At 70.6% G+C, this 23,045-nt stretch carries 18 protein-coding genes and 3 pseudogenes; 9 read left to right on the forward strand and 12 right to left on the reverse strand.

Annotated elements, in window-relative coordinates:
* Window positions 1-60: 60 nt before the first annotated feature.
* Window positions 61-606 carry a VOC family protein gene (locus ACIBCM_RS25155; protein WP_399246834.1) on the forward strand — a complete coding sequence of 182 codons (546 nt, stop codon included), beginning with the start codon at window positions 61-63 and terminating at the stop codon, window positions 604-606.
* A gap of 218 nt (window positions 607-824) precedes the next feature.
* On the opposite strand, the pseudogene ACIBCM_RS25160 reads toward ACIBCM_RS25155, so the two are convergent.
* Window positions 825-932, reverse strand: a pseudogene (locus ACIBCM_RS25160) (ABC transporter permease); the annotation flags it as partial.
* Window positions 933-996: 64 nt separating this feature from the next.
* On the opposite strand from ACIBCM_RS25160, the pseudogene ACIBCM_RS25165 reads away from it, so the two are divergent.
* A pseudogene (locus ACIBCM_RS25165) lies at window positions 997-1,339 on the forward strand (glyoxalase superfamily protein).
* 128 nt (window positions 1,340-1,467) lie between these two features.
* Here ACIBCM_RS25165 and ACIBCM_RS25170 read toward each other — a convergent pair.
* The gene (locus ACIBCM_RS25170) at window positions 1,468-3,081 is read right to left on the reverse strand and encodes a glycoside hydrolase family 13 protein (RefSeq protein WP_399246836.1); all 1,614 of its coding nucleotides are present in this window, start codon (window positions 3,079-3,081) and stop codon (window positions 1,468-1,470) included.
* Window positions 3,082-3,648: 567 nt separating this feature from the next.
* The gene (locus ACIBCM_RS25175; protein WP_399246838.1) at window positions 3,649-6,030 is read right to left on the reverse strand and encodes a hypothetical protein; all 2,382 of its coding nucleotides are present in this window, start codon (window positions 6,028-6,030) and stop codon (window positions 3,649-3,651) included.
* Window positions 6,031-6,202: 172 nt separating this feature from the next.
* Here ACIBCM_RS25175 and ACIBCM_RS25180 point away from each other — a divergent pair, with 172 nt between their 5' ends.
* From ACIBCM_RS25180 to ACIBCM_RS25200, 5 genes are all read left to right on the forward strand, one after another.
* Complete coding sequence (locus tag ACIBCM_RS25180; RefSeq protein ID WP_399246840.1) at window positions 6,203-7,252, forward strand: LacI family DNA-binding transcriptional regulator; 1,050 nt, start codon at window positions 6,203-6,205, stop codon at window positions 7,250-7,252.
* A complete protein-coding gene (locus ACIBCM_RS25185) occupies window positions 7,249-8,847 on the forward strand; it encodes an FAD-dependent oxidoreductase (RefSeq protein ID WP_399246842.1) in 1,599 nt (532 codons plus the stop codon). The genes ACIBCM_RS25180 and ACIBCM_RS25185 overlap by 4 nt, the downstream gene beginning before the upstream one ends.
* Before the next feature lie 222 nt (window positions 8,848-9,069).
* Window positions 9,070-10,341, forward strand: a complete 1,272-nt coding sequence (locus ACIBCM_RS25190; RefSeq protein WP_399246844.1) for an ABC transporter substrate-binding protein — start codon at window positions 9,070-9,072, stop codon at window positions 10,339-10,341.
* Window positions 10,338-11,297: a carbohydrate ABC transporter permease gene (locus ACIBCM_RS25195; RefSeq protein WP_399246846.1), complete on the forward strand. Its 960-nt coding sequence runs from the start codon at window positions 10,338-10,340 to the stop codon at window positions 11,295-11,297. Before ACIBCM_RS25190 ends, ACIBCM_RS25195 begins: the two co-directional genes overlap by 4 nt.
* Entirely contained in the window at window positions 11,287-12,129 is an 843-nt protein-coding gene (locus ACIBCM_RS25200; RefSeq protein ID WP_399246848.1) for a carbohydrate ABC transporter permease, read from the forward strand. Before ACIBCM_RS25195 ends, ACIBCM_RS25200 begins: the two co-directional genes overlap by 11 nt.
* Window positions 12,130-12,862: 733 nt before the next feature.
* On the opposite strand, the gene ACIBCM_RS25205 is transcribed toward ACIBCM_RS25200, so the two are convergent.
* The 5 genes from ACIBCM_RS25205 to ACIBCM_RS25225 form a co-directional block, all read right to left on the reverse strand.
* Window positions 12,863-13,279, reverse strand: coding sequence for a hypothetical protein (locus ACIBCM_RS25205; protein ID WP_399246850.1), 417 nt, complete (start codon window positions 13,277-13,279; stop codon window positions 12,863-12,865).
* A gap of 440 nt (window positions 13,280-13,719) precedes the next feature.
* Complete coding sequence (locus ACIBCM_RS25210) at window positions 13,720-14,253, reverse strand: isochorismatase family protein (RefSeq protein ID WP_399246852.1); 534 nt, start codon at window positions 14,251-14,253, stop codon at window positions 13,720-13,722.
* 598 nt (window positions 14,254-14,851) lie between these two features.
* Window positions 14,852-15,460, reverse strand: coding sequence for a DJ-1/PfpI family protein (locus ACIBCM_RS25215; protein ID WP_399246854.1), 609 nt, complete (start codon window positions 15,458-15,460; stop codon window positions 14,852-14,854).
* Between the two features lie 644 nt (window positions 15,461-16,104).
* Window positions 16,105-17,415 (reverse strand): FAD-binding oxidoreductase, encoded by a 1,311-nt coding sequence (locus ACIBCM_RS25220; protein WP_399246855.1) that lies wholly within the window; start codon window positions 17,413-17,415, stop codon window positions 16,105-16,107.
* On the reverse strand, window positions 17,412-18,311 hold the full coding sequence (locus tag ACIBCM_RS25225; RefSeq protein WP_399246856.1) for an LLM class flavin-dependent oxidoreductase: 900 nt from the start codon (window positions 18,309-18,311) through the stop codon (window positions 17,412-17,414). Before ACIBCM_RS25225 ends, ACIBCM_RS25220 begins: the two co-directional genes overlap by 4 nt.
* A 64-nt stretch (window positions 18,312-18,375) precedes the next feature.
* Here ACIBCM_RS25225 and ACIBCM_RS25230 point away from each other — a divergent pair, with 64 nt between their 5' ends.
* A complete protein-coding gene (locus ACIBCM_RS25230) occupies window positions 18,376-18,723 on the forward strand; it encodes a winged helix-turn-helix transcriptional regulator (protein ID WP_399246858.1) in 348 nt (115 codons plus the stop codon).
* 522 nt (window positions 18,724-19,245) lie between these two features.
* On the opposite strand, the gene ACIBCM_RS25235 is transcribed toward ACIBCM_RS25230, so the two are convergent.
* Together ACIBCM_RS25235 and ACIBCM_RS25240 are read right to left on the reverse strand one after the other, a co-directional pair.
* Window positions 19,246-20,076, reverse strand: coding sequence for an alpha/beta fold hydrolase (locus tag ACIBCM_RS25235; RefSeq protein ID WP_399246860.1), 831 nt, complete (start codon window positions 20,074-20,076; stop codon window positions 19,246-19,248).
* Between the two features lie 578 nt (window positions 20,077-20,654).
* Window positions 20,655-21,470, reverse strand: coding sequence for an alpha/beta fold hydrolase (locus ACIBCM_RS25240; protein ID WP_399246862.1), 816 nt, complete (start codon window positions 21,468-21,470; stop codon window positions 20,655-20,657).
* A 245-nt stretch (window positions 21,471-21,715) separates the two neighbouring features.
* Here ACIBCM_RS25240 and ACIBCM_RS25245 point away from each other — a divergent pair, with 245 nt between their 5' ends.
* A complete protein-coding gene (locus ACIBCM_RS25245) occupies window positions 21,716-22,303 on the forward strand; it encodes a CGNR zinc finger domain-containing protein (RefSeq protein ID WP_399246864.1) in 588 nt (195 codons plus the stop codon).
* On the opposite strand, the gene ACIBCM_RS25250 is transcribed toward ACIBCM_RS25245, so the two are convergent.
* Together ACIBCM_RS25250 and ACIBCM_RS25255 are read right to left on the reverse strand one after the other, a co-directional pair.
* Window positions 22,273-22,494 (reverse strand): hypothetical protein, encoded by a 222-nt coding sequence (locus tag ACIBCM_RS25250; RefSeq protein WP_399246866.1) that lies wholly within the window; start codon window positions 22,492-22,494, stop codon window positions 22,273-22,275. The genes ACIBCM_RS25245 and ACIBCM_RS25250 overlap by 31 nt on opposite strands.
* Window positions 22,495-22,603: 109 nt before the next feature.
* Window positions 22,604-22,921 (reverse strand): annotated as a pseudogene (locus tag ACIBCM_RS25255) (hypothetical protein); the annotation flags it as partial.
* Between the last annotated feature and the right edge of the window lie 124 nt (window positions 22,922-23,045).

Below are 23,045 nucleotides of genomic sequence, written 5' to 3' on the forward strand. Positions count from 1 at the left end.
CGGCCCCTCCGCCATCGAGGTGTTGACCCTCACGCAGCGTAAAGATGGACGATGCGGTGCATGAGTGACTTCTTCCATGCGTTCGAGATGAGTCCCGTACCCGCCCCGGGGCCCGACGCGGTGGCACCTGAGCCGTTCCGCGGTATCTATGGAATGCCGGCGTTCGTGACGATCCCGACGTCCGATCTGGCCGCGTCCACGGACTTCTGGGTGCGAGGGTTCGGCTTCTTCGAGTTGTTCGGCATTCCCGGCCGCATGGTGCACCTGCGCCGGTGGGCGTTCCAGGATGTGCTGCTCGTCCCCGCGGAGGCTGGTTCCACGCAGCCGCAGACCCCGGCGATGAGCGTGAGTTTCGCGTGCGTCCTGAGCGAGGCGGATCAGGTCGCCGAGGCGTGTCGTGGACTTGTTGCCGACAGCGTCACCGGCGTGCGTGACACTCCGTGGAACACCCGTGATGTCGAGGTGATCACGCCCGAGCGGGCGCGGGTCGTGTTCACCGCGGCGAAGCGGCTCGACCCCGACAGCCGGGAGGCGCGCGATCTTGAATCGGTCGGGATCACCGCCCCGAAGACAACGGGCGACGGCGACCATGGCGCTCATGGTTGATCCCTGCCCTCATGGTTGATCCCGGCCTCATGGTTGATCCCCGGCTCGACGACGGTCTTACGGTGGGCTCGGCCGCCGGGCTGACGGGGACACCGGCGAGGAGGTCCCCACGGCAGTACGTGCTCGCCGTGTGACACCGTTGGGGCGGCGTACGCCGTTGTGTGTCGGGTACGCCGCCCCGGGGCGGGTGGGGCCGCGGGATGCAGCCCGCGCATTCCCTTCGGGTCGCGGTCGAACTGCGCCGTCGCCCAGCGGTAGCCGAGTGCGGTCGGGTTGACGCACCAGGCGAGGGCGAGCCATCCGTTGTGGCCTCGTCGAGTGCCTACCCGGACCGCGGCATCCGCGTCGGGCGACGTCCGCCCCCGTCGGGTGCCGGGGAGAATGGGCCGCATGGACGAGCAGGTCATCCCCATTCTTCACGTCAAGGACGCCGCCGCGGCGGTCGGCGAGGGTCGCGTGGTACGAACGTCTGGGCTTCACCCGGCAGTGGGAGCACCGCTTCGAGCCGGGGTTTCCCGCGTTCGTCGAGATCGCTCGCGGGCGGGTGAGGCTGTTCCTGTCGGAGCACGAAGGCGACGCCCGTCCGGACACCCTGGTGTACCTCCGCGTCCGGGATGTCGGCGTCATCGCCGATGAGTTCGGTGTCAGGGCGACGGACGCCCCATGGGCGCGCGAGATCGAGCTGTGTGACCCCGACGGCAACCGGCTGCGGGTGGGCACCCCTTCGGAATGAACGCCCCCGGCCGGCACGCGGTCTTCCGGGCCCATGGGCCCTGGAGGTGCCCAAGGACGAACCCGGGCCCGTCCGGGCGGCGGGGTGTGGGGACCGGACAGGCCCGGGCGACCGGTGGGTGTGGGGCCCTACACCGTGAGCCAGGCGGCGTGGTCCGGGGCCAGCCGGTGGTCTTCGACGGGGCCGCTGGTCAGCAGGACCGAGGTGTGGTCGGGCAGCCGGTACGGCTCGGCGGAGAGGTTGACCACACAGACGAAACCGGGTTCGCGGCGGAAGGCGAGGACTCCGTCGGGTGCGTCCAGCCAGCTCAGGGACCCGTCGCCGAACGCGGGGTGCCCGCGGCGCACCCGGAGTGCGGCGCGGTAGAGCTCCAGCATGGAGGCCGGGTCGCCGGTCTGGGCCGCCACCGTGCGCGGGGCCCAGTCGGCGGGCTGGGGCAGCCAGGGCGCGGCGGTGGCGTCCTCGGGACTGAAGCCGTACGGCGCGGTCCTCCCGTACCAGGGAATCGGGACCCGGCAGCCGTCGCGTCCGCGCTCGGTACGGCCGGAACGCTCCCAGACGGGATCCTGGAGGACCTCCTCGGGCAGGTCCTCGACCTCGGGCAGGCCGAGTTCCTCGCCCTGGTAGACGTAGGCGCCGCCGGGGAGGGCCAGCGTGAGCAGGGCGGCGGCGCGGGCGCGCCGGGTGCCCAGTTCGAGGTCCGCGGGGCCCGCGGGGACGTACGACTCGTTGGCCACCCACTTCCTCGCTGCTCTGCGGCCGTAGCGGCTGGCGTGGCGCATCACGTCGTGGTTGGACATGACCCAGGTGGCCGGGGCGCCGACCGTGCCGAGCATCGCGAAGGTGTCGTCGATGACGGCGCGCAGGTCCTTCGCGTCCCAGGCGGTCATGAGGAAGTCGAAGTTGAAGGCGGTGTGCAGACCGTCCTCGCGGAGGTAGGCGGCGAGCCGTTCCGGGGTGTCCGTCCACGCCTCGGCCACGAAGGCGCGGTCGCCGGGGTACTCGTCGGCGACCTTGCGCCAGGCGCGGTAGATGTCGTGGACCTCGTCGCGGTCCCAGAAGGGATGGGTGGGACGGCCCCCGGCCAGGTCGGGCAGCTCGGGGTCCTTGACGAGGCCGTGCGCCACGTCGATACGGAAGCCGTCCACACCGCGGTCGAACCAGAACCGGAGGACGGACTCGAACTCCGCGTGCACGTCCGGGTGCTGCCAGTTGAGGTCCGGCTGCTGGGGGGTGAACAGGTGCAGGTACCACTCGCCGTCGGGCACCCGGGTCCAGGCCGGGCCGCCGAAGCGGGAGTCCCAGTCGTTGGGCGGCAGGGCGCCTCCGGGGCCCCGGCCGGGGCGGAAGACGAAGCGCTCGCGCTCGGGGCTGCCGGGGCCCGCGCTCAGCGCCGCCCGGAACCAGGCGTGCTGGTCGGAGGAGTGGTTCGGGACGATGTCGGGGATGATGCGGATCCCGTGCGCGTGCGCTTCCTCGATGAGCTGCTCCGCCTCGGCCACCGTGCCGAACAGCGGGTCGATCTCGCGGTAGTCGGCCACGTCGTAACCGTGGTCCGCCATCGGGGACTTGTACCACGGGTTGATCCACAGCGCGTCCACGCCGAGGGACTTGAGATAGGGCAGGCGGGAGCGGATGCCGGCGATGTCGCCGACGCCGTCGCCGTTCCCGTCGGCGAAGCTGCGGATGTAGACCTGGTAGATGACGGCGCTGCGCCACCAGGGTGCGGTGGTGGTGGTCACGGTTGATTCGCTCCTTGGACGTTTCGTGACGGGTTGTTCGGACGGCCGGGCGCGCGGGATGCGCCGGGGCGGGAAGGCCGGGGCGGAAATTGACGGGCCGGGGGCGGGCGGCCCGGGCGGGGAGTGCCGGGGCCGGGAGTGGGCTCCGGCCGGGGGCGCCGGGGCGGGAGCGCCGGCGCCGGAGCGCCGAGACAGGAAGACCGAGGCCGGACCCCCGGTACGCAGCCCGGGGCCGGGGCGCCCGGACGGAAGCGTCGGCACCCCAGCCCGGGGCCGGAGCGCCCCCGACGGAAGCGCCGGCACGGCAGCCCGGACCGTATGGCCGCCGGCGGCCGATCCGCGCGAGTGCGCGCGGACCTGCACGCCCCCTCGGCCCCCCCCGGCGCCGGGAGCGCACGCGGTACGCCTGTCGGCTGCTCCCGGCGCCCCCGGCAGGACACCGCGGCGCTCCCGCCGACCTCTTCGACACGGCTCGGCGTAGCCGGGACGTCACCCGGACGCGGCTTCCCCGTGCCGGGCACCGCCGGGTGCCCCGTGGGCTCGCGACCGGGCGCGGCTGTCCCGGCCTCAACGATCAGCGCGAGTCCCGGACCTCTTACGGCGTCTCGACCGGGCGCCCGCCAGTGTGTGGTTGCCCTGGCTGTCCGTACGCGGCGCGAGGCCGTAGTAGATCCGTGGCGCGCCGTCGAGCGTCAGCGTCACATTGCCGTTGGCGACCGGGATCTGCCGGACCTGCCCGATCACATCCACCTGCCGTACGGCGGTCGTGGCGGGGACCGTGATGGGGGTCTTGGTCGGCCAGGGGTCGATCCAGACCTCGGGAGCGGGGAAGTGCCAGTCAGTACGCTGACCGGCGGTGTTCAGCAGATAGCCGTCGGCCCGGTTCCACAGCACGACCGCGGGGCCGGCGGGTGTGTCGAACCACAGGCCGAACGTCCGCGGGTCGGCGAAGGTCAGCCGGCCCCGGAAGGTGGCCTGGTCGAGTGCCCGGGCGGCGGTCGCGTACGCCAGCAGCGACGGCTTCGGGCTGAGGTCGCGGTTCATCAGGCCGTAGTGGTACTCGACGTTGTCCGGGTCGGCGACCTGCGGCATGCCGAGCACACTGTCGTGGAACTGGTACCAGCACACACAGCGGATCCCCTCGGCCTTGGCCAGTGCGAGGGTGAGCAGCACGTTCTCCGCGGCGTGCCGGTAGGTGTCGTGCCACCAGCTGTTGGGCTTGGTCGGCGCGTACGCCTCGGTCAGCCAGATCTCCTTCTGGCCGTGCTGGGCCATCAGCGTCTTCAGCTGCCGCAGGCCGCCGTAGAAGTTCCAGTAGGTGCCGTCGCCGCCGGTGTTCCAGTTGTCGCCCGGCGGTATGTAGTCCGGGGTGAAGTTGCCGCGTCCGGGGTGGTAGGCGAAGGCGTCGATCAGATCCCAGCCGCCCCCGGCGATGAAGTTCTCCACCCACGGCTTGTCCATGCCCGCCAGCCCGTTGTTCATCAGCTTGACGACGGCGCCGGTGGCCGCTCGCCGGTTGAAGACCGGCCGCAGCGCCTTGTCGATGTACGCCTGCGCGGCGACTCCGGTGTTGAACGGTCTGTTCAGTTCGTTGCCGACCTCGAAGTAGCCCGCCCCGGCGGCAACGGCCACCGACAGTTTGTCCGCGGCCCAGGTGGCCGCCTCGGCGTCGGTCACCTCCAGCGACGGCTGGAGTTCGATGTTGTGCCGTATGCCGCGCGCGTCGAAGGCGGCGGGCGGCAGCCCGGGGCCGCCGTCGTACGCGATCCGTACCAGGTTGATGCCGGCCCGCTCCCACAGGTCCAGTACGGCACCTGCGCTCGGCCGCTGCAACCACGGGTAGTTGGCGACGCCGAACATACTGTCCGCGCCGGCCTGGTAGGCGTACGGCGGCAGTACCGCGAGGCTGGTCCGGGCGAACGCCTCGTCGGTACCGGACCGGACCACCACCTCGGCCAGGGCGATCCCTCCGGCGGGTGCGGTGAGGGTGAAGGTGTGCTGCCAGGTGCCGGCCGCGGCGACGCTGCCGGTCACGGTCGTGGCGGCCAGCATCGCTCCGTCGAAGCCGCGCGCCCACAGCTCCAGTTCGACGGATCTGGCCGCGCCGCCGTTGGCCACCAGGGCGGTGAGCTTCATCTGCTCACCGGCCGACTCGTACAGATTGAAGTCGCGGTCGGTGGTGAGTTCGAGGCCGAGTTCGCGGCCCCGGCCGATGGTGGCGGTGGCCGACGGGCGGGTCTCGGAGAAGAAGAAGTCGGCCCGGCTGGTCCAGCCGCCGGCCGGGTCGGCCACGCCCGGCGCGTGCACCCAGGTCGTGTTGGTCCAGGCCTGGCGGGACCGGTCCAGCAGGAACAGACCGTGCAGCCCGGTTCCCCAGGTGGAGGTGTGGGCGACACCGAGGGTGTCCTCGTACGGGATGCCTCCGCGGGCGTCGCGGACCCATTCGGTGATCGCGATGTAGTCGTCGGGCGCCGTCGGCGCCTGGATCGCCCGGCTGAACAGGAAGCCGTCCGCCACCAGTGTGTCCGCGCCCGTGATGCGCCACTCCAGCACGGCACGGGACGTACCGACGCTGAACCAGCCGGTGACGTTGGTCGGGCCCGCGGCGGCGTCGAAGGTGTAGTCCATCCGGATCGCGGGCGTCCCGTCCGGGAGCGCGCTCAGGGTCGGGGTGCCGCCGGTGGGCACATGGATGCCGGTGACCCGGTCCTTGATCTGGAACTTCGACCCGGCCGACCGTGTGACGCCACCGGCGTCACGGATGGCGAGCCTGCCGCCGGGACTGGCCAGCAGGCTGATGCCGCCGGCGGTCAGGGTGACATCGCCGGCGGCGGCGTGCGCCGCGGTCGGAATCGACTCGGCGACGAGTACGACACCGGCGGCGAGGGCGGCGCCGAGGAAACCCCGGCGGTCGAGAGTGGGTCGGGAGAAGGCCTCGGAGGTCATCATCTGCTCCTGTCCAGCGCTGGGAGGCGCACCCTGATAATGCCTATCTTCAGTTCGTCAACGGCACGTTCCCAGGCGGTTACCCCGGTGTCAACAGGTGCTTGCCCAGATGAACGTCTGTGCATTACGGTCATCGCCTGTAAGTGAAGATAGGCATTATCACGATGGAGGAGCGATGTCGCCGAGACCTCGCCGAGTCACCCAACGCGAGATCGCCGAGCGGGCGGGCGTCAGTCAGACCACGGTGTCGGTGGTGCTGAACGACCGCGACGGCTCGAACGTGCGGGTACCCGAGGCCACCCGGGCACGGGTCAAGGAGGCCATCGAGCAGCTCACCTATGTCGCCGACCCCGCGGCCCGCCGGCTCGCCGGTCTCGACAACCAGATCATCGGTGTCTTCACCTACGAGTCCGCGCTGTCCCCCGAGAGCATGGACTTCTACGGGCCCCTGCTGAACGGGATCGAGCGGGCCGCCGAGCACATCGGCTGGGACCTGCTGTTCTTCACCTCCTCACCGGTCGAGAACGGCACGCGGAGCCTCTTCCACCGCAAGACCCGGCTGCGGCTGACCGACGGCTGCGTCCTGCTCGGACAGCAGATGGTGGCGTCCGAGCTGGAACGGCTCGTCGCCGAGCAGTTCCCGTTCGTCGCGATCGGCCGCCGGGACGAGACCGCGGCGGCGGTGCCGTATGTGGCCATCGACTACACCACCCCGACCACGGCGCTGATCGATCAGGCCGCGGCCTGCGGACACCGGCAGGCGCTGTACGTCCACCGCGGCCGCGACACTCCGACAGCTCGGGACCGGCGCGGCGCCGTCGAAGCCGCCTCGGCGGCAGGCAGGCTGGCGTTCCTGCTGGTCGGCGAGGAGAGGATCGCCGAACTGCCCCGGCTGGCCCCGGCGACCGGCGCCACCTTGATCATCACGGAGGACACCTTCCTGGCCGAGGACGTCGCGCACGCGCTGTCCGGCGCCGGAGTCCGCGTACCGGACGAGATCTCGGTGGCCGCCCTCGGTGAGGTGCGCGGCCATCATGTCGAGGGCCGGGTACTGGCCGGCTTCCACGTACCCAGGCAGCAGCTGGCGACCGAGGCACTCGATCTTCTCCAGCTCCTGATCACCACGGATCCGCAGGAGTGGGCCGGTCTGGACATCCAGCGGCTGCTGGTCGCCGAGGTCGAGCCGGGGGACACGATCGTCGCGCGGACGGACGCCCGCTCATGACCGACAGCATCACGGCCGAGGTGGCGATCATCGGCGGCGGACTCGGCTCGGTCGCCGCGGCGCTGGCGCTGCTCCAGCGCGGCCGCCGGGTGGTGATGACCGAGGAGTACGCCTGGCTCGGCGGTCAGCTCACCTCACAGGCCGTACCGCCCGACGAACACATCTGGGTGGAGCAGTTCGGCGTCACCGCCCGCTACCGCGCGTTGCGGGAGGACATCCGCCGCTACTACCGCGATCACTACCCGCTGACGCCGGCCGCTCGCGCCGACCGGGAACTCAACCCGGGCCGTGGCCGGGTGAGCAGGCTGTGCCACGAACCGGGAGTGGCCCACGCGGTGATCACCGCCCTGCTGGCCCCGTACCGGTCGACCGGACGGCTCACCGTTCTGCAACCCGCGGTGCCCGTCGCGGCCGAGGTGAGCGACGCGGTGGTCCGCAGCGTCACCGTCGCGGACCCGCGGACCGGTGCGGAGACCGTGATCACCGCGGAGTACGTGCTGGACGGGACCGAGACCGGCGAACTGCTGCCGCTGACCGGAACCGAGTACGTCATCGGGGCCGAGGCGCGATCCGACACGGGTGAGCCGAGCGCTCCCGAGGTCGCCGATCCGGACAATGTGCAGTCGATCGCGTGGTGTTTCGTCTTCGATCACGTCGCCGGCGACCACACCATCGCCCGGCCGGACGACTACGACTTCTGGCGCTCGTTCGAACTGCCCTTCTGGGGTGCGCCGATGCTGTCCTTCACCGCCCCGAACCCCCGGACCCTCGTGCCGGAGGAGCGGACGATGAACGTCAACCCGGCCGGCGATGCCACCGGGGACCCCCGGTTCGACGCGGGCGACCGGGATCTGTGGCAGTTCCGGCGGATCGCCGCCCGGCAGAACTTCGCCGAGGGCTTCTACGACAGTGACATCGTGCTGGCCAACTGGCCGCAGCTGGACTACGTCGGCGGCTCGATCATCGACACCGACGACCGGCAGCGCCATCTGGACGCGGCGAAGGCGCAGTCCCGCGCCTATGTCTACTGGCTCCAGACCGAGGCGCCCCGCCCGGACGGCGGCCGCGGCTGGCCCGGACTGCGGCTGCGCGGGGACCTGGTCGGCACCGCCGACGGGTTCGCGCAGGCGCCGTACATCCGCGAGTCCCGGCGGATCAGGGCACTCACCACCGTGCGCGAGCAGGACATCTCGATCAAGGCCCGCGGCTACGCGGGACCCGCCCGGTTCGACGGCACGGTCGGGGTGGGGATGTACCGGATCGATCTGCATCCCTCCACCGGTGGCGACAACTACATCGACGTCGAGTGCGCGCCGTTCGAGATACCCGTCGGAATGCTGGTCCCGGTCACCACCCGGAACCTGGTGCCGGCCGCCAAGAACATCGGCACCACACACATCACCAACGGCGCCTACCGGCTGCACCCGGTCGAGTGGAACGTCGGTGAATCGGCCGGCGAGCTGGTCGCGTACTGCCTCGATCTCGGCCTGAGCCCGCGGCAGGTCGCGACCGACGAGCGGCTCGTCGACCGGCTCCAGGGCAGATTGACCGAGGCCGGGGTCGAACTCCACTGGCCGCAGATCGCGGGCTACTAGCCGGCACCGGGCGCAACGGGGACCGCCCACCCACCAACCCCGGGCGAAACGGGGACGCCCGCCCACCAACCCCGAACGCAATACGGACCGCCCACCCACCAACCGCGGGCGCAACGAGGACCGGTGAACGATTCCGGTCACCGCACCGGCCGGACCCCCCGGGCACCACACCCCGCCCGACAGCACAAGGACCCACACCGTGAACAGACAAGGACCCACACCATGAACAGAGCGAGAAAGCTGTTCGGCGCCGTCGCGCTGACGACCACGCTGACGCTGACGGCCGCCTGCAGCGCCTCCACCGACGGGTCCGGGGGGTCGGACTCCAAGGACGTGAAGCTGCGGATGACGGTCTGGACCTCGAACGAGGACCAGCTCAAGCTCCTCGACTCGATAGCGGCCGCGTACCGGGCCGAGAACCCCGAGATCTCCTCGATCACGTTCGAGAGCCTGCCCTTCGAGGACTACAACACCACCCTGACCACCCAGATCGCCGGCGGCAACGCTCCCGACCTGGCCTGGATGGGGGACCTGTCGAAGGATCTGATCGCCTCCGACGCACTGGTCGGCCTGACCGACAAGCTGAAGGCGACCGACGGCTGGCAGTACGACGACCTGGAGGCCAGCGCGACCAAGGAGTTCACCCGGGACGGCACGCTGTACGCCTACCCGTTCTCGACCTCTCCGTTCGCGCTCTATGTGAACACCGACCTGCTGGCGAAGGCCGGGCAGAAGATCGACCCGAAGAACCTGACCTGGGACAAGGTCGCCGCGGCCGGTGCGGCCGTCAACGCAGCCACCGGAAAGGGCGGTTTCGTCGTCCGGGACTTCGACTACAAGTCGTGGAACATGCTGGCCACGGTATGGACCGGCTTCGGCGCCGCCGCGTGGAGCCCGGACGGCAAGGACTGCACCTTCACCAGCCCCGAGATGCAGCGGGCCTTCACCTTCCTGCACGACTCCGCGTTCAAGACCAAGGCCATGCCCGGCCCCGGTACGACGGCCGACTTCTTCGCCGGTGACTCCGCCTTCACCGTGGCTCAGGTCTCCCGCGCCTCGCTGCTCACCGGCAAGTTCAGGTACGCCCTGCACCCCCTGCCGGCGGGCCCTGCGGGCCGGCAGTCCGTGATCGGCCAGGCCGGAGTGGGCGTACTGACCGCCGGCAATCACCGGGAGCAGGCCACGGACTTCCTCGCCCATCTGACGAATCCCGCGAACTCCGAGAAGCTGGCGCAGTTCTTCCCGCCGCCGCGGAAGTCGCTGCTCACCGGCGCGAAGCTCGCCGCCAACAGCAAGGTGCTGACCGCCGCGCAACTGCAGGAGGCCGTGGTCGACCAGCTGCCGAACGCCGTCACCCTGCCCAACCACACCAATCCGGCCGAGATCGCCCAGAAGGGCAAGACCGCGCTGGACGCGATGTGGAAGCCCGACGCCGACGTCCCCGCCGTGCTGAAGTCGGTCTGCGACGCGATCGAACCGATCCTGGCCAAATGACCATGGCCAGCCCCACGAGGACGGCGGACGTCTCCCGGGCGCCGGCGGGCGCCCGGGAGCCCTCCAGGCCACCTTTCTGGACGACCCGCCGCAGAGATGTGCTCGCCGGCTATCTGTTTGTCGCGCCGCAGCTCGCCGGGGTCGTACTGTTCGTGCTGATCCCGGTCGGACTGGCGATCTGGTACAGCCTGAACGACTGGAACGTCTTCACCGGCAAGCAGACCTTCGTCGGAACCGACAACTACGCGGCCCTGGCGTCCGACCCCCAACTGCCCTCGGTGCTCTGGGCCACCGCCGTCTTCTGCGGCGGGGTCGTGATCCTGAACATCAGCCTGGGCCTGCTGCTCGCCGTACTGCTGAACCGGCGGTTCCGTGGAGCGACGTTCTTCCGCACCCTGTTCTTCTCCCCGGTCGTCGTCTCCGTGGTGGCGTGGACCCTGGTCTGGGGCTTTCTCCTCCAGGACAACGGCGGGATCAACGGTCTTCTCGACGCGGTCGGCATCACGGGACCGAACTGGCTACAGGAGGGCGACACCGCGATGGTGTCGGTCATCGTCACCCAGGTGATCCGCAGCGTCGGCGTCAATATGGTGCTCTTCCTGGCCGCCCTCCAGGGCGTGCCGTCGCACCTGTACGAAGCAGCCCGCCTCGACGGCGCGGGAAGCAGGGTGATCTTCACCCGGATCACCCTGCCGCTCATCTCCCCCACGGTGCTGCTGACCGCGATCATCACCGTCGTCGGCGCCCTCCAGTCGTTCGCGCAGATCGCCGTACTGACCGGTGGAGGCCCCGAGTTGAGCACCACCGTGCTCGTCTACTACGTCTTCCAGCAGGCCTTCGAGTTCAACGACATCGGTTACGGCTCGACGCTGGCCCTGATGCTGCTGTCCTTCGTCATGCTGCTGACCCTGGTGCAGTGGCAGCTGCGCCGGAAGTGGGTGTTCCATGAGCAGTAGGCCGAAAACCGCCCTCCGGCGGGCGCTCCTGGTGACGGCGCTCGGCGTCCTGGCGATCCCGTTCGTGGTGCCGACCATCTGGATGGTGGCGGCTTCGGTGAAGCCGCTGCCCGAGATCTTCAAGGCCCCGCCGTCCCTGTGGACCGACGACCCCACGCTGTCCGCGTACACCGAGGCGTTCAGCTTCCAGCCGTTCGCCCGGCAGTACATGAACAGCGTGTACATCGCCGTTCTGGTCACCCTGATCACCGTGCTGGTCTCCAGCCTCGCCGGATACGCCTTCGCCCGGATCCGCTTCCCCGGCGCCAACGCCCTCTTCCTGGTGGTGCTGGCCGGCCTCCTGGTGCCCAGCGAGGTGACGATCGTCCCCCTGTTCCAGATGTTCAAAGAGGCGGGGATGATCAACTCGCACTGGCCGCTGATCCTGGTCACCGCACTGGCCGCACCCTGCGTCCTGGCCACCTTCATCATGCGGCAGTTCTTCATCGCCCTTCCGGCGGAGCTGGAGGAGGCGGGCCGGCTGGACGGCCTCGGCCGCCTCGCGATCTGGTGGCGGATCTTCCTGCCGCTGGCCAAGCCGGCGGTGTCCGCGGTGGCGATCCTGACCTTCCTCACCTCGTGGAACCTCTATCTGGAACCCACCGTCTATCTCACCTCGCCGGAGCTGTTCACGCTGCCGCAGGCACTCACCCGCTTCACCGACGCCTACGGCGGAGAGATGTGGAACACTCAGCTGGCCGCCGCCACGATGACCGTCCTGCCCGTCCTGATCGTCTTCGTCATCGCCCAGCGCCACTTCGTCGAGGGCCTGGCACACTCGGGCCTCAAGTGAGCCTGAGCTCCGGTTACTTGGGGGGCAACCACGGGCCCTGCCCCGGGATGGGAGGAGGGCACCCACCGCGGTGGTTCCGGGCGGGTGACGGGGCCGGGCGCGCGATCCCGGGGAGCGCGCCGGTCCATGTCCGGCCGGTCCCTTGACACCCCGGGTGATGAACTCGGCCGAATGCCTCAATCGGTCCTGCCCGGGCCGGGGCCGGCTTCCCCCCGACGCCCTGCCGCACGTCGGGGACGTACGCGGTACGAAGGTGACTGCCGCAAGCGGGCTGTCGTCACGGCCCCTCGGGGTGATGGCCACCGTCGGCCGACGTCCAGGACCCGGTGGCCGACGCCCACCTGATCGACCGGACGGCGCGGCTGGATAGGCCGGCCCGGGCGGGTGAGTTGACTCCCGAGACCGCGGGTCGGTGAGATCCCGCCGACGGGAGCCTGCTTCAGCAGACCCGCCTCCGTGGCACGACACAACAAAATGCCCCCGGCCCGCCCCGAAGGGCGGACCGAGGGCACTCTCCACGAACAGCCGCCTCCCCCACACGGCTGCGTACAGCGACACCCTTGGCGCTGCCGTACCCGTCACCGCCGCGGGGTTCGGGCGTCGGGTGTTGCCCGCCCCGCCACCGCACACGGCTGTGCCCGGGTTGTGTTTCCCGCCCCCGTTTCCGGCAGACGCCGCGAGGAGGCCCGGAATTCCTGTCGGGCCCCCTCAGGCGGCGGGGTGTGCCTCGCCGTTACAGGACGGCCACGGTGAACGGCCGGTCGGCAGGGGTGCCGCTGCTGTCGCTGGTGACGACCGTGATGGCACCGGCGCTGTTGCCGCAGTAGGCGTGCGGTGCGCCGATGGCGGTGATCTCTCCGCGGAAGTTGCTGAGCGTGGCGACGATCGCCGCCGTGGAGAGGTCGGCGACGGCACGGCGGTTGACGTTGACGCAGTAGACGCCCCTGGCAGTCGTGCCGGTGCCCCGGGTGACGGAATCGACGTTCCTGGTGTCCAGAAGTGTGGCGTCGGCGGACACCTTCGCGGCGGCGCGGGCATAGGGAGCGTCGATGTCGGCGGCCGTGGCGGTGCCGGACAGGACGGTCAGCGACGTCACGGCGCCGAGGACGAGCGCGAAGGCGCGGCTGGTGTGGGGGGCTGAAGCTCGCATGGTCTTCCTCTTTCCCGGCTGTGGCCGCATCGGAGATGCCGACCCACAGCGGATCAGGATCGGGCCGGGACCGGCGGCCATCGCATCGGCCGTCCGGTGTGGACGTGCCGATCATGGAGCCGGGTGCGCCGCTTCCGCATCCGCACCGTCTACACAGATTGACCAAATCTGTCTGAAAGGTGACGTTTCAATGTGAGAGGGGCCCCGGGGTCTCACCTCCGTAGGAGCCAACGAGACCCGAAATCACCCACCCGTCCCCTCTCGTACGAGCGCATCCCGCTCACCGGAGGGGGCCGCGAAACCCGTGGATTATCCGGGCGCAGGCGGCGACTGCCGGACCGCCCTCACCCCCGCGGCCGACTCCCGCGCCCTCGCCGGCGCGCACGGCGTCGGCACCCTGCTCACCGGTACGCGTCACCGGCCGGGGCGGAGGTCCGCGTTCACGAAAGGAACTCGGGCTTCTCCACCACTCCGGTGGAGACCTGCGCCAACACGTAGTCGGTGAGCAGACCTGACGCGCCGCCGTGCCGTGACAGGATCTCGGTGACCGCCATCCGCTCCGCCGATGTGTAGTCCGGCGACCACTCGCTCAACACGGCGGCCCAGGTGATCGGCCTGGCCCCGGCCAGCGTCATCCGCGTCTTCCCGTCCTCGTGCCCCTCCCGTGAGACACCCGCCGAACAGTCGCTCACGAAGTACACCTCGTACCCGTCCTTGAGCGCGCTGAGGACGGTCTGCGCGAGGCAGACCTCGGTGGACAGTCCCGCCATCACCAGCCTGCGGCGGCCGGTGGCTTCGACCGCGGCCCGTACGCCGGCGTGGGACCAGGCGTTTGTGGACACCCGGTCGATCGGCTCATTGTCCGGGAACACCTCGCTGATCTCCTTGAAGATCGGGTCGGCGAGGATGCTGCCGGTCGCCCCGACCGTCGTGAGGACGGTCGGTACGCCAAGGGCCTTGGCCGTACGCGCCAACGCGGCGACGTTGTTGATCAGTTCGGCCTGCGAGGAGGGCCGGTCATGAGCGCGACGGCGGGCTGGTGGTCGATGAGGACGACGGCCGAGTTCTCGACCGTGAGTTCGTTCGGGTTTCCGGACACGTGGGTCTCCCTCGGTGAGTGCGGCAGCGGATTCGCCTCAAGCCGAGTGTCGCGGGGAGACGCCGACACCACATCGGTCAAGCAACCGCTCTTCCAGCGCACAGGGGCGGCACAGTCATGTGACCGAGTTCCGGAGGACGAGCCCGGTGAGCCTCATCGGTCACAGGGAAACCCACGGCCCACCGCGCATGAGGGCGGGCCGGCCGAACCCCGTCCACGGCCCCGGGGGCGGCCGACCGCCCCGAGCACGGGACGGTGTTCCGGTACACCCTGGCGGACACCCGCGGAGCCCCGCCCGGAAGGGCGTATCGCCGCGCGGCCCGGCGCCACGGCCCGGGTCTCCGGGGCCCTCCGGCACCTCGAACGGGACCCTGCGCACCCGGCGGAGGACCCCCCGCCTCCAGCGTGACCGTCGTGGCCCGGCAGTCCTCGCCGCCTCGCGGCCCCGGCGGCGGACGGAGGCGCCGCCGCCGTCAGCGTGGCGCGAGCGCGCCCGTCCGTACGGCATGCACGCCGCGCTCGACGGTCTCCTGCTGCTCGCCGACCGGAGCCACGTAGTCGAGGACGCCGCGCGCGGCCTCCTCGCCCAGCGTGCGCGTGATCACCCAGGTGGCGAGGTACTGGGACGCCAGACAGCCCCCGGCGGTGGCGACGTTTCCCCGGGCGTGGAACGGCGCGTCCAGCACGGTGACACCGCGGGCCTCGACGAACGGCCGGCTCGTCATGTCCGTACAGGCGGGCATGCCGTCCAGCAGCCCGAGGTGCGCCAGCACCAGTGCGCCGGAGCACTGCGAACCGATCAACTGGCGAGACGGGTCGAGCGGCAGCATGGAGAGCAGCCGGCCCTCGGCGACCACGTCGCGGGTCTTCACCCCGCTGCCGATCAGGACGACGTCCGCCTCGGACACGAACCCCATCGGGCGCTGCCCGGTCACCCGGACGCCGTTCATCGATGTGACCACGGGCGTCGGTGTCGTGATGAAGGCTTCCAGGCCGTCCTTGCGGCACCGGTTGATCAGTGCGGACGCGATAAAGCTGTCCAGCTCGTTGAATCCGTCGAAGGTGACCACGGCTACCTGCATCACAACTCCTTCAAGGACGGCGTCGGATGTCCAGTCTCGACGGGACGCCCACACGGGTCGAGAGCCAATCGCGCCTCGGCGGCCTGCCCGCCCCCGCTTCCGAGTCCGAGTGGCTCACCGCCCCGTCGAGTTCCCCCTTTCCGGCCCGCACGCAGGGGAGGTCGGGCAGTTGACGCACGGTCCCGTATCCGTATCCGTAGGCATGGGGCGTGACATTGACTGCCCCGGTTGGAGACGGTGTCCCGCAGAGACGGTGATGGCCCTGCGTGCCCCGTGGGGCCTCGCTCTCCCGGGGGACGGGCTGCGCTGGCCATGGCTCGTGTGGGTGACCGCCATGGGTCTGTGGGATCCCGGGACGATGTCGGCCACGCGCCAAGCCGTGCTCTGCGACAGTCTCGGACGGTACGCAGAGGCGTCGGAGGCGTCGGACACCTCCACTCGGGACTGTCTCGAACCGGAGAGGGGATCCCGAGCTGTTCAATCGTCGAGTGCATCGAGGCGGCCGCCGGGCCGGGAACACCCGGCCCCGCGCTCGCGGCCCTGGACCGCCTCGCCGGGTCGACCCGGCCGGGCACGACGAACAGCGCACGGGAGTCGTGGTGGCGGGGTGATGCGAAGAGGAGGCGAGGACGGGGGCACGGCGGTCAGGCCGCCGGCTGAGGGCGCAGGACGCCGTCGGGGTCGTAGTGGTTCCACAGGTGGGTGACGCGCGTGCCGGTCGCTCCGGGGTAGGCGCGGGCGAAGGAGGCTTCGTCGGGGGCGCTCTCGAAGTTCACGTAGGCCCCTTCGGTGTGCCGGGCGAGCGGGGCCCAGGCGGCGTCCAGCGTCGCGCGGCCGTCCGGTGCAAACGCCGAGGCGATGACGAGGGTGTTCTGGTGGCGATGTGCGAATGCCGTGGCCGAGGAGGCGGGATCGTGGCTCGCGCCGCCGAGGGAACGCAACTGGATCAGGACCGGATCGGAAGCGGCTGTCGCCGTGGTCAGGGCGCTGGCGGTGTCCGGGGTCATGCCGGTGAACAGTCCGTTGGTGGTGCTGGATCGCATCTGTCCGGTGTTGGGGTGCAGATGGCGTACGGGAACCAGTTCGGTGTAAGGGGTGATGTGGGCCTGCTGGACCATCACGTCACCGATGCCGAGCAGCGGTTCGAGGGTGTCCCGGATGACGGAGGGACTGTCCGAGGCCACGACCGCGGTGACGAACGCGACCGCGGTGGTGCCTTGCGAGGACAGCGTCACCGCCGTCGACAGCTCACGCGGAGACCGCTCCATGACCTCGGCCCAGCGCCGCAGCGTCTCCCCTGCCGGGTCCACCTCGACGACCAGGTGCGCGTGGCCGACGTCCCGCAGTTCCATGGCCTCTATCTCGAAGGCCACCGCGATTCCCGCGCCCCGGCCGGCTCCGCGCATCACCCACAGCAGGTCGGGCTCGTCCTCGGCGTCGGCGCGTACGAGTGTTCCGTCGGGCAGGACGACCTCCACGGCCCGGATATGGTCGACGGTGAGTCCGTACTGCCGGACCAGCCAGCCGACGCCGCCGCCCGTGGCGATGCCGCCGACGCCGACGTTGCCGTGGTCACCCGAGCTGATGGCGAGTCCGTGCGGGGTGAGCGCCTCAGCGACCCGGGCCCAGCGGGCACCCGACTCGACACGGACCAGACGGGAAGCGCGGTCGAGGACGTCGATGCGGTGGAGCGCGCTCAGGTCGATGACGAGCCCGCCGTCGTTGGTCCCGCTGCCGGACAGTCCGTGCCCGCCGCTGCGCACGGCGAGCCGGAGCCCCCTCTCCCGCGCGAGCCGCAACGCCGCCGCGACGTCGCCCGCGGACTCGGGCAGGACGACGGCGGCCGGACGGCCCACGGTGGTGTAGGTGGAGCGCAGCAGCCGGTAGCGCCGGTCGTCGGGCCCGACGACCTTGCCCGTCAGTTCGGCCGGCAGCGTGCCGAGTGCGGCGTTCACCGCCCGCCCCGCAGGGTGTCGACGCGCTCGCGGACCGCGGGCGCGACCTCACCGGCGAACAGTGCCAGCTGCCGCTCGGGGGCGGTGACGGGCCAGAAGACGAAGGTGTCGAAGCCCAGCTCCACCGTCCACTCGGTGAGGGTGTCCACCCACTGCCGCACATCACCCACGAGGCCGGGCCCGTCCCCGCGACCACCGATCACACCAATCACGTTGTAGACGCGCCGCAGCGACCTCGGGTCGCGCCCGGCGTCCACAGCCGCCTCGTCGATGATCCGCTGCCGGGACGGCACCTCCTTCGGCGGGACGTAGATGTTCAGCGGGGAGATCCAGCCGTCGGCGACCCGGCCGGTGAGGGCGAGCATCCTGGGCTTCTGGGCGCCGAGCCAGAGCTCGACGGGCTTCGGGGGTACCGGTCCGGCGCGGTAGCCGTCGACGGAGTGGTAGGGGCTGTGCAGTTGTACTGCGCCTCCGGACAGGGCCGCGCGCAGCAGCCCCAGGGACTCCTCGGCGTACGCCACCATGTCCTGGCCGCGCCGTGCCGGTCCGCCCATCGAGGCGATGGCGTCAGGGATGCCGCCCCCGCCGACGCCGAGCTGGATCCGTCCGTCGGTCAGCACGCCCAGCGACGCGGCGGCCTTGGCGAGCATCACCGGCGGCCGCAGCTGAAGATCGGCGACATCGGTGAGGAAGGAGACGCGTTCGGTGGCCGCGGACAGATGCGAGATCAGGGTCCAGGCGTCCAGATGGCCGGGCTGATAGGGGTGGTCCTGCACGGCGATGTAGTCGAGGCCCGAGTCATCCGCTCTGCGGGCGAGGAGCCGGGTCCCCGGCCAGACCGCGGAGGAAGGGTCGAGGCTCACTCCGAACGAGAGCGAGCGCTTGTCATCGGTCATGTGTCCACGGTGCCCTGGGCCACCTCCATGGCAAAACGAAGAGTAAGGCACTAATCTTCTATAAGTGAAATCCATTCATGACGACACCTGCCCCAGCTTCGAGGGCACCCTGGAGCTGATCGGGCGCCGCTGGACGGGCTCGGTACTTCAGGCCGCCGCCCAGGGAGCCCGGCGCTTCGGCGAGTACCGCGCCCTGATCGAGGGCATCTCCGACCGGCTGCTCTCCCAACGCTTGAAGGAACTCGACGCGGCAGGCCTCATCGAACGCACCGTCATCCCCACCACCCCCGTGCAGACCCGCTATGCACTGACGCCGGACGGCCATGCGCTGATCCAGGCCCTGCTGCCGCTCGCGCGGTGGAGCATGCGACGCACGGGTCCGAGGGGGGCACGACGGGTCCCATCGGCCTGACGTCCCCGCACCGGGCGACCGGTCCGTCCGGCCCGGACCCTGTCCGGAAGGACGGTGAACACGTCTGCGGCATCAGCCGCAGGCCGCGATCCGATCCACCCGCCGGAGGTTCCGGTACACCCAGCGCGCCCACAGGGGCGATCGCGAGGAGCCGCCCCCGGGTACGCGCTCACTCTCGCCGAGGCAGGCTGCACGGGCCGCCGCAGGAGCCCCCTTCCGCAGAAGAGCCGTCCCTTGCTGCCATGGACCGCCCGGCCAACACCCCCATGTGCCTGACACCCCATCAAATCGAGTGTCGCCCCGACGTCGGGACAACGCCCGCAACGTCCACGGCGGACATAAGGCACACCGACAAATCCGCAGACCGGTCCAGCAGTTGCCGGAGAACACCGACGACGGTGTCGACGCCATCGCGGCGGCCACCGGAATGGGTACCGCCACGACGCCGCGCCGCCAACATCAAACGCACCCCGCGCGTGCCTCCGGACGCCTACCGTCCGACGCTCCGCGCACGGACGGGGATCAGGAACGGATGAACGCGAGGATGTCCGGGTTGAGGACCTCCGGGTGGGTCGACAGCATCCCGTGCGGGTAACCCTCGTAGGACTTGAGCGTGCCGTTCTTGAGGAGCTTGACCGTCAGGGGCGCCGAGTCGTCGTACGGGACGACCTGGTCGTCCGTTCCGTGTGCGACGAGGACGGGCACCTCGATCTGGCGGAGGTCCTCGGTGAAGTCGGTCTCGGAGAACGCCTTGATGCATTCGTAGTGGGCGTTGGCCGCGCCCGTCATTCCCTGGCGCCACCAGTTGTCGATCAGGCCCTGCGACACCTTCGTGCCCGGGCGGTTGAAGCCGTAGAACGGTCCGGAGGGGACGTCGATGAAGAACTGTGCCCGGTTGCCGGCGACACCCTCGCGGAATCCGTCGAAGACCTCGATCGGCAGGCCGCCCGGGTTGGCCTCGGTCTTCAGCATCAGCGGCGGTACGGCTCCCACGAGCACCGCCTTGGAGACGCGGCCGGGCCTGGCACGGGCGACATAGCGGGTGACCTCGCCGCCGCCGGTGGAGTGGCCGATGTGGACGGCGCCGCGCAGATCGAGGGCGTCGGTGAGGGCCGTGACGTCCGCGGCGTAGGTGTCCATGTCGTGGCCGGTCGCGGTCTGGGTGGAGCGCCCGTGGCCACGGCGGTCGTGCGCGATGACCCGATAGCCCTGCGCCAGGAAGAACAACATCTGGTTGTCCCAGTCGTCGGCGCTCAGTGGCCATCCGTGGTGGAAGACGATCGGCTCCCCGTCACGGGGGCCCCAGTCCTTGTAGAAGATCGTCGTGCCGTCGTCGGTGGTGACTGTACCCATCGCTGGTTCTCCACTCGTCCGGGCGCACCCCTGCACGGCGAAGTCGGTGGGGGCACGCGTTCCTACGATCACGCCCCTCGGGCGCGGTCCGGATGCACCCGGCCCACGATACGCTCGGGCCGTGCGGGCCACATCCGTACGTTTTCGGGCTCTTCCTGGCGGAGAGACGGTTCTCTTCTCCGGAGTCCGCTTGCCGCCTCCGTGCCTTCGTGACGCCGTGCCTTCGTGACGCCGTGCCTTCGTGACGCCGTGCCTTCGTGACGCCGTGACGCCCGGGAGACCCCAAGAGTTCGATTGCTTCACGGCCCAGGGGTCCGTACCGCCTGGGCACGTCCCGCAGAACCCGCCTCACCCCAAGAGGCGCAACCCGCACCGCTTCACCCCTCTCTGGAGTACGGATCCCTGCAACGGGCGTCGCCTGTGAAGCTTCGGGACGCACGGCGGCGAACAGGGCGCCCGAATCCCCGCAATGGGGAGGCGCTCCCGATCGCGCACCGACGCCGACGCGGCCACCAGGCGGAACACCGGAGCATCGGCTGCCCGCGGGACCTTGCTCCCGGGTGGCTCCGGGAGGGGCCTCAGTTGGCCTTCCACCAGTCGGTGACGACCTCGGCGTACTCGACCGGGGCTTCCTCCCAGACGAAGTGACCGGCGTCGATGAAGTCGAGCTTGCTGTTCGGCAGGCGCTCGTGCAGGAACTCCGCGTTCTCCGGCGGAACCACCGCGTCGTGGCGGGCGGTGGCGATCTGGACCGGCGTCCGGATCTCCGGCAGCAGTTCGGCGAGCACCGGCAGGTCGGTGGGGTAGGCGCGGACATAGGCCATCTGGTCGACGAAGCGCCGGCCGACATAGGAGGCCAGGTAGTCCTCGCGGACCACGTCCGGCAACTCGTAGCCCTCAATGGTCTCCAGTGCGGCCGTCACGGCGGCCTTGGGCGGGTACGCCAGGTAGGGGGCGAGGTCCTCGTCGAGCACCCACTCCCGCAGAGGGCTGCCCAGGGCCAGCGGAACCGAGGTCCCGCCGGTGCCCACGACCAGGCTCCGGAACCTGTCCGGGTGCCGGGCGGCGGCGAACAGGGAGGCCGCGGTGCCGACGTCCGGGCCCACGACATGGGGCTTCTCCAGGCCGAAGGCGTCGGCGATCTTCACGATGAATTCGCCCATCGCGGCCGGGGACATCAGATCCTCGCGGAGTTCGGAGTGCCCGAAACCGGGCAGGTCCACGGCGGTCAGGTGCGCGTGCCCGGCCAGCCGCGCCCAGCCGGCGTCGTAACTGTAGAGACTCTCCGGCCACGGGCTCAGCAGCAGGGCCTCGCGCTCGCGGGGCGCCCCGCTCTCGGCGTACCGGACGGACAGTCCGTCGATCGTGCGGAACCGGGTCGTGATCTCGCTCATTGCCGTGTCCTCTCAGGTCTTGAGGGCGGCCGGGTCTTGAGGGGCGGCGCCAGGTCGTACTCCGCGAGGCCGTACGCGTCGAAGGCGCTCCCGGCGCCCCCTCCAGTACAGCCCGGAACCGCCGCCTCGCACCTCGCGAGCAGCCCTCGTAATGGCCTTTTCCATCTTGACGCTTACTTTGTAGCATGCGCCGCCACCATATGTAAAAGTCTTCAGGAGTTAGACCATGTGCTACGGTGCGGGGCATGGCCACAGACGAACGGACACGGCTCGAACCCCGGGTTCCCCCGGAGGCCGCGATGATCGTGAATCTGCTCAACTCCCGGCCGCACGGGGCGGGAGGCATGTTTCCCGACCAGCTCGACAACCCGGAGACGGCCGGAGCCCTCCTGAGCTCCTTCGGCCCGCCGGAGGCAACGGCCCCGACAGCGCCGACGACGCCCGTGGCGGAACGCGTGGAAGCGCTCCGCGGGCTGCGCACAGCCCTCCTCGGGATGGTCTGGCCGCAGAGCGCATCGGAAGCGGACGCCCGCCTGGCCGAACTCGACGCGTACGCGTCCACGATCCCCCTGCGCCAGGTCTTCTCGGATCCGGGGGAGGTGGGGCTGCGGCAGGTGGGGGGTGACCCGGCCGTCGGCGGCATCACTCGCGCGGTGGCCGTCCTCATGGCGGCCGACAAGTGGTCGCGTATCCGCATCTGCGACAACCCGTCGTGCCACCACGCCTTTTACGACGCCACGCGCAGCCGCACCCAGCGGTGGCACTCCTACGAGATGTGCGGCAACAAAGCCAATGTGGCCGCCTACCGGGCCCGCAGGAAGGCCGAATCCTGACTCCAGGGCCGGCCCGGGAGGACGAGATGGGCGAGGTCGGGGCTCATGACGCGGGGGAAGAGATCGGCTCGTGCGTCGTGGTCCGGGCGCCACAGGACCCTCGGCGCCTCGGAGTCGCGGGTGCCGGGACCCTCGGGGTCGGTCGGCGGCAGGCCGGGGCAGGAGGACATGACGGCCGGGTGCGGCGACATGGCGAGGACGGCAGTCGGCGGGCACCGGAACGTGCGGTGTTGGCGCGGAATCGGGCCAGACACCTCAGAAAGTCGTCTCCTCACTGACATCGGTGGTGCCGATGCCGGCCTACGCCGAGAAATCCGTCCACGAAGGCTTGAGTGTGCTCGCCGAGGGCGGGAGCCGGGCGGCGGAAGATCTCGTGGCCGGCGCCGAAGACGACGGGGAAGACGACGCCGAAGACGACGGGGAAGCGGGCCTGGGGGTGGCCCCTGTCTGTGTGTTGAAGAGGTCCCGGGCCAGGGTGTGGGGGTCGGTCAGGAGGTCGGTCGCGCGGGTGAGGACCGGTGCCCGGGGCGCGTCGATTTCCGTGAGGCGCTTGTGCCACCAGTCGTCGTCGCGGGCGGCGAAGACACGCCTCAGCAGGGTGTTGACCTGCTCCTTGGCCGTCGTGCGGCCGACGGCAGCGGCTGGTCACTCCCCAGCCCTGCGTGCCGGTTCCTACGTCAGGCCGCATACCCCTGGACGTACTCCGCGACGACCCTCTCCCGCTGCTCCCAACCACCTGTTC

Origin of the sequence: Streptomyces sp. NPDC051018 (genome assembly GCF_044456085.1) — a bacterium.
GTDB lineage: Bacteria > Actinomycetota > Actinomycetes > Streptomycetales > Streptomycetaceae > Streptomyces.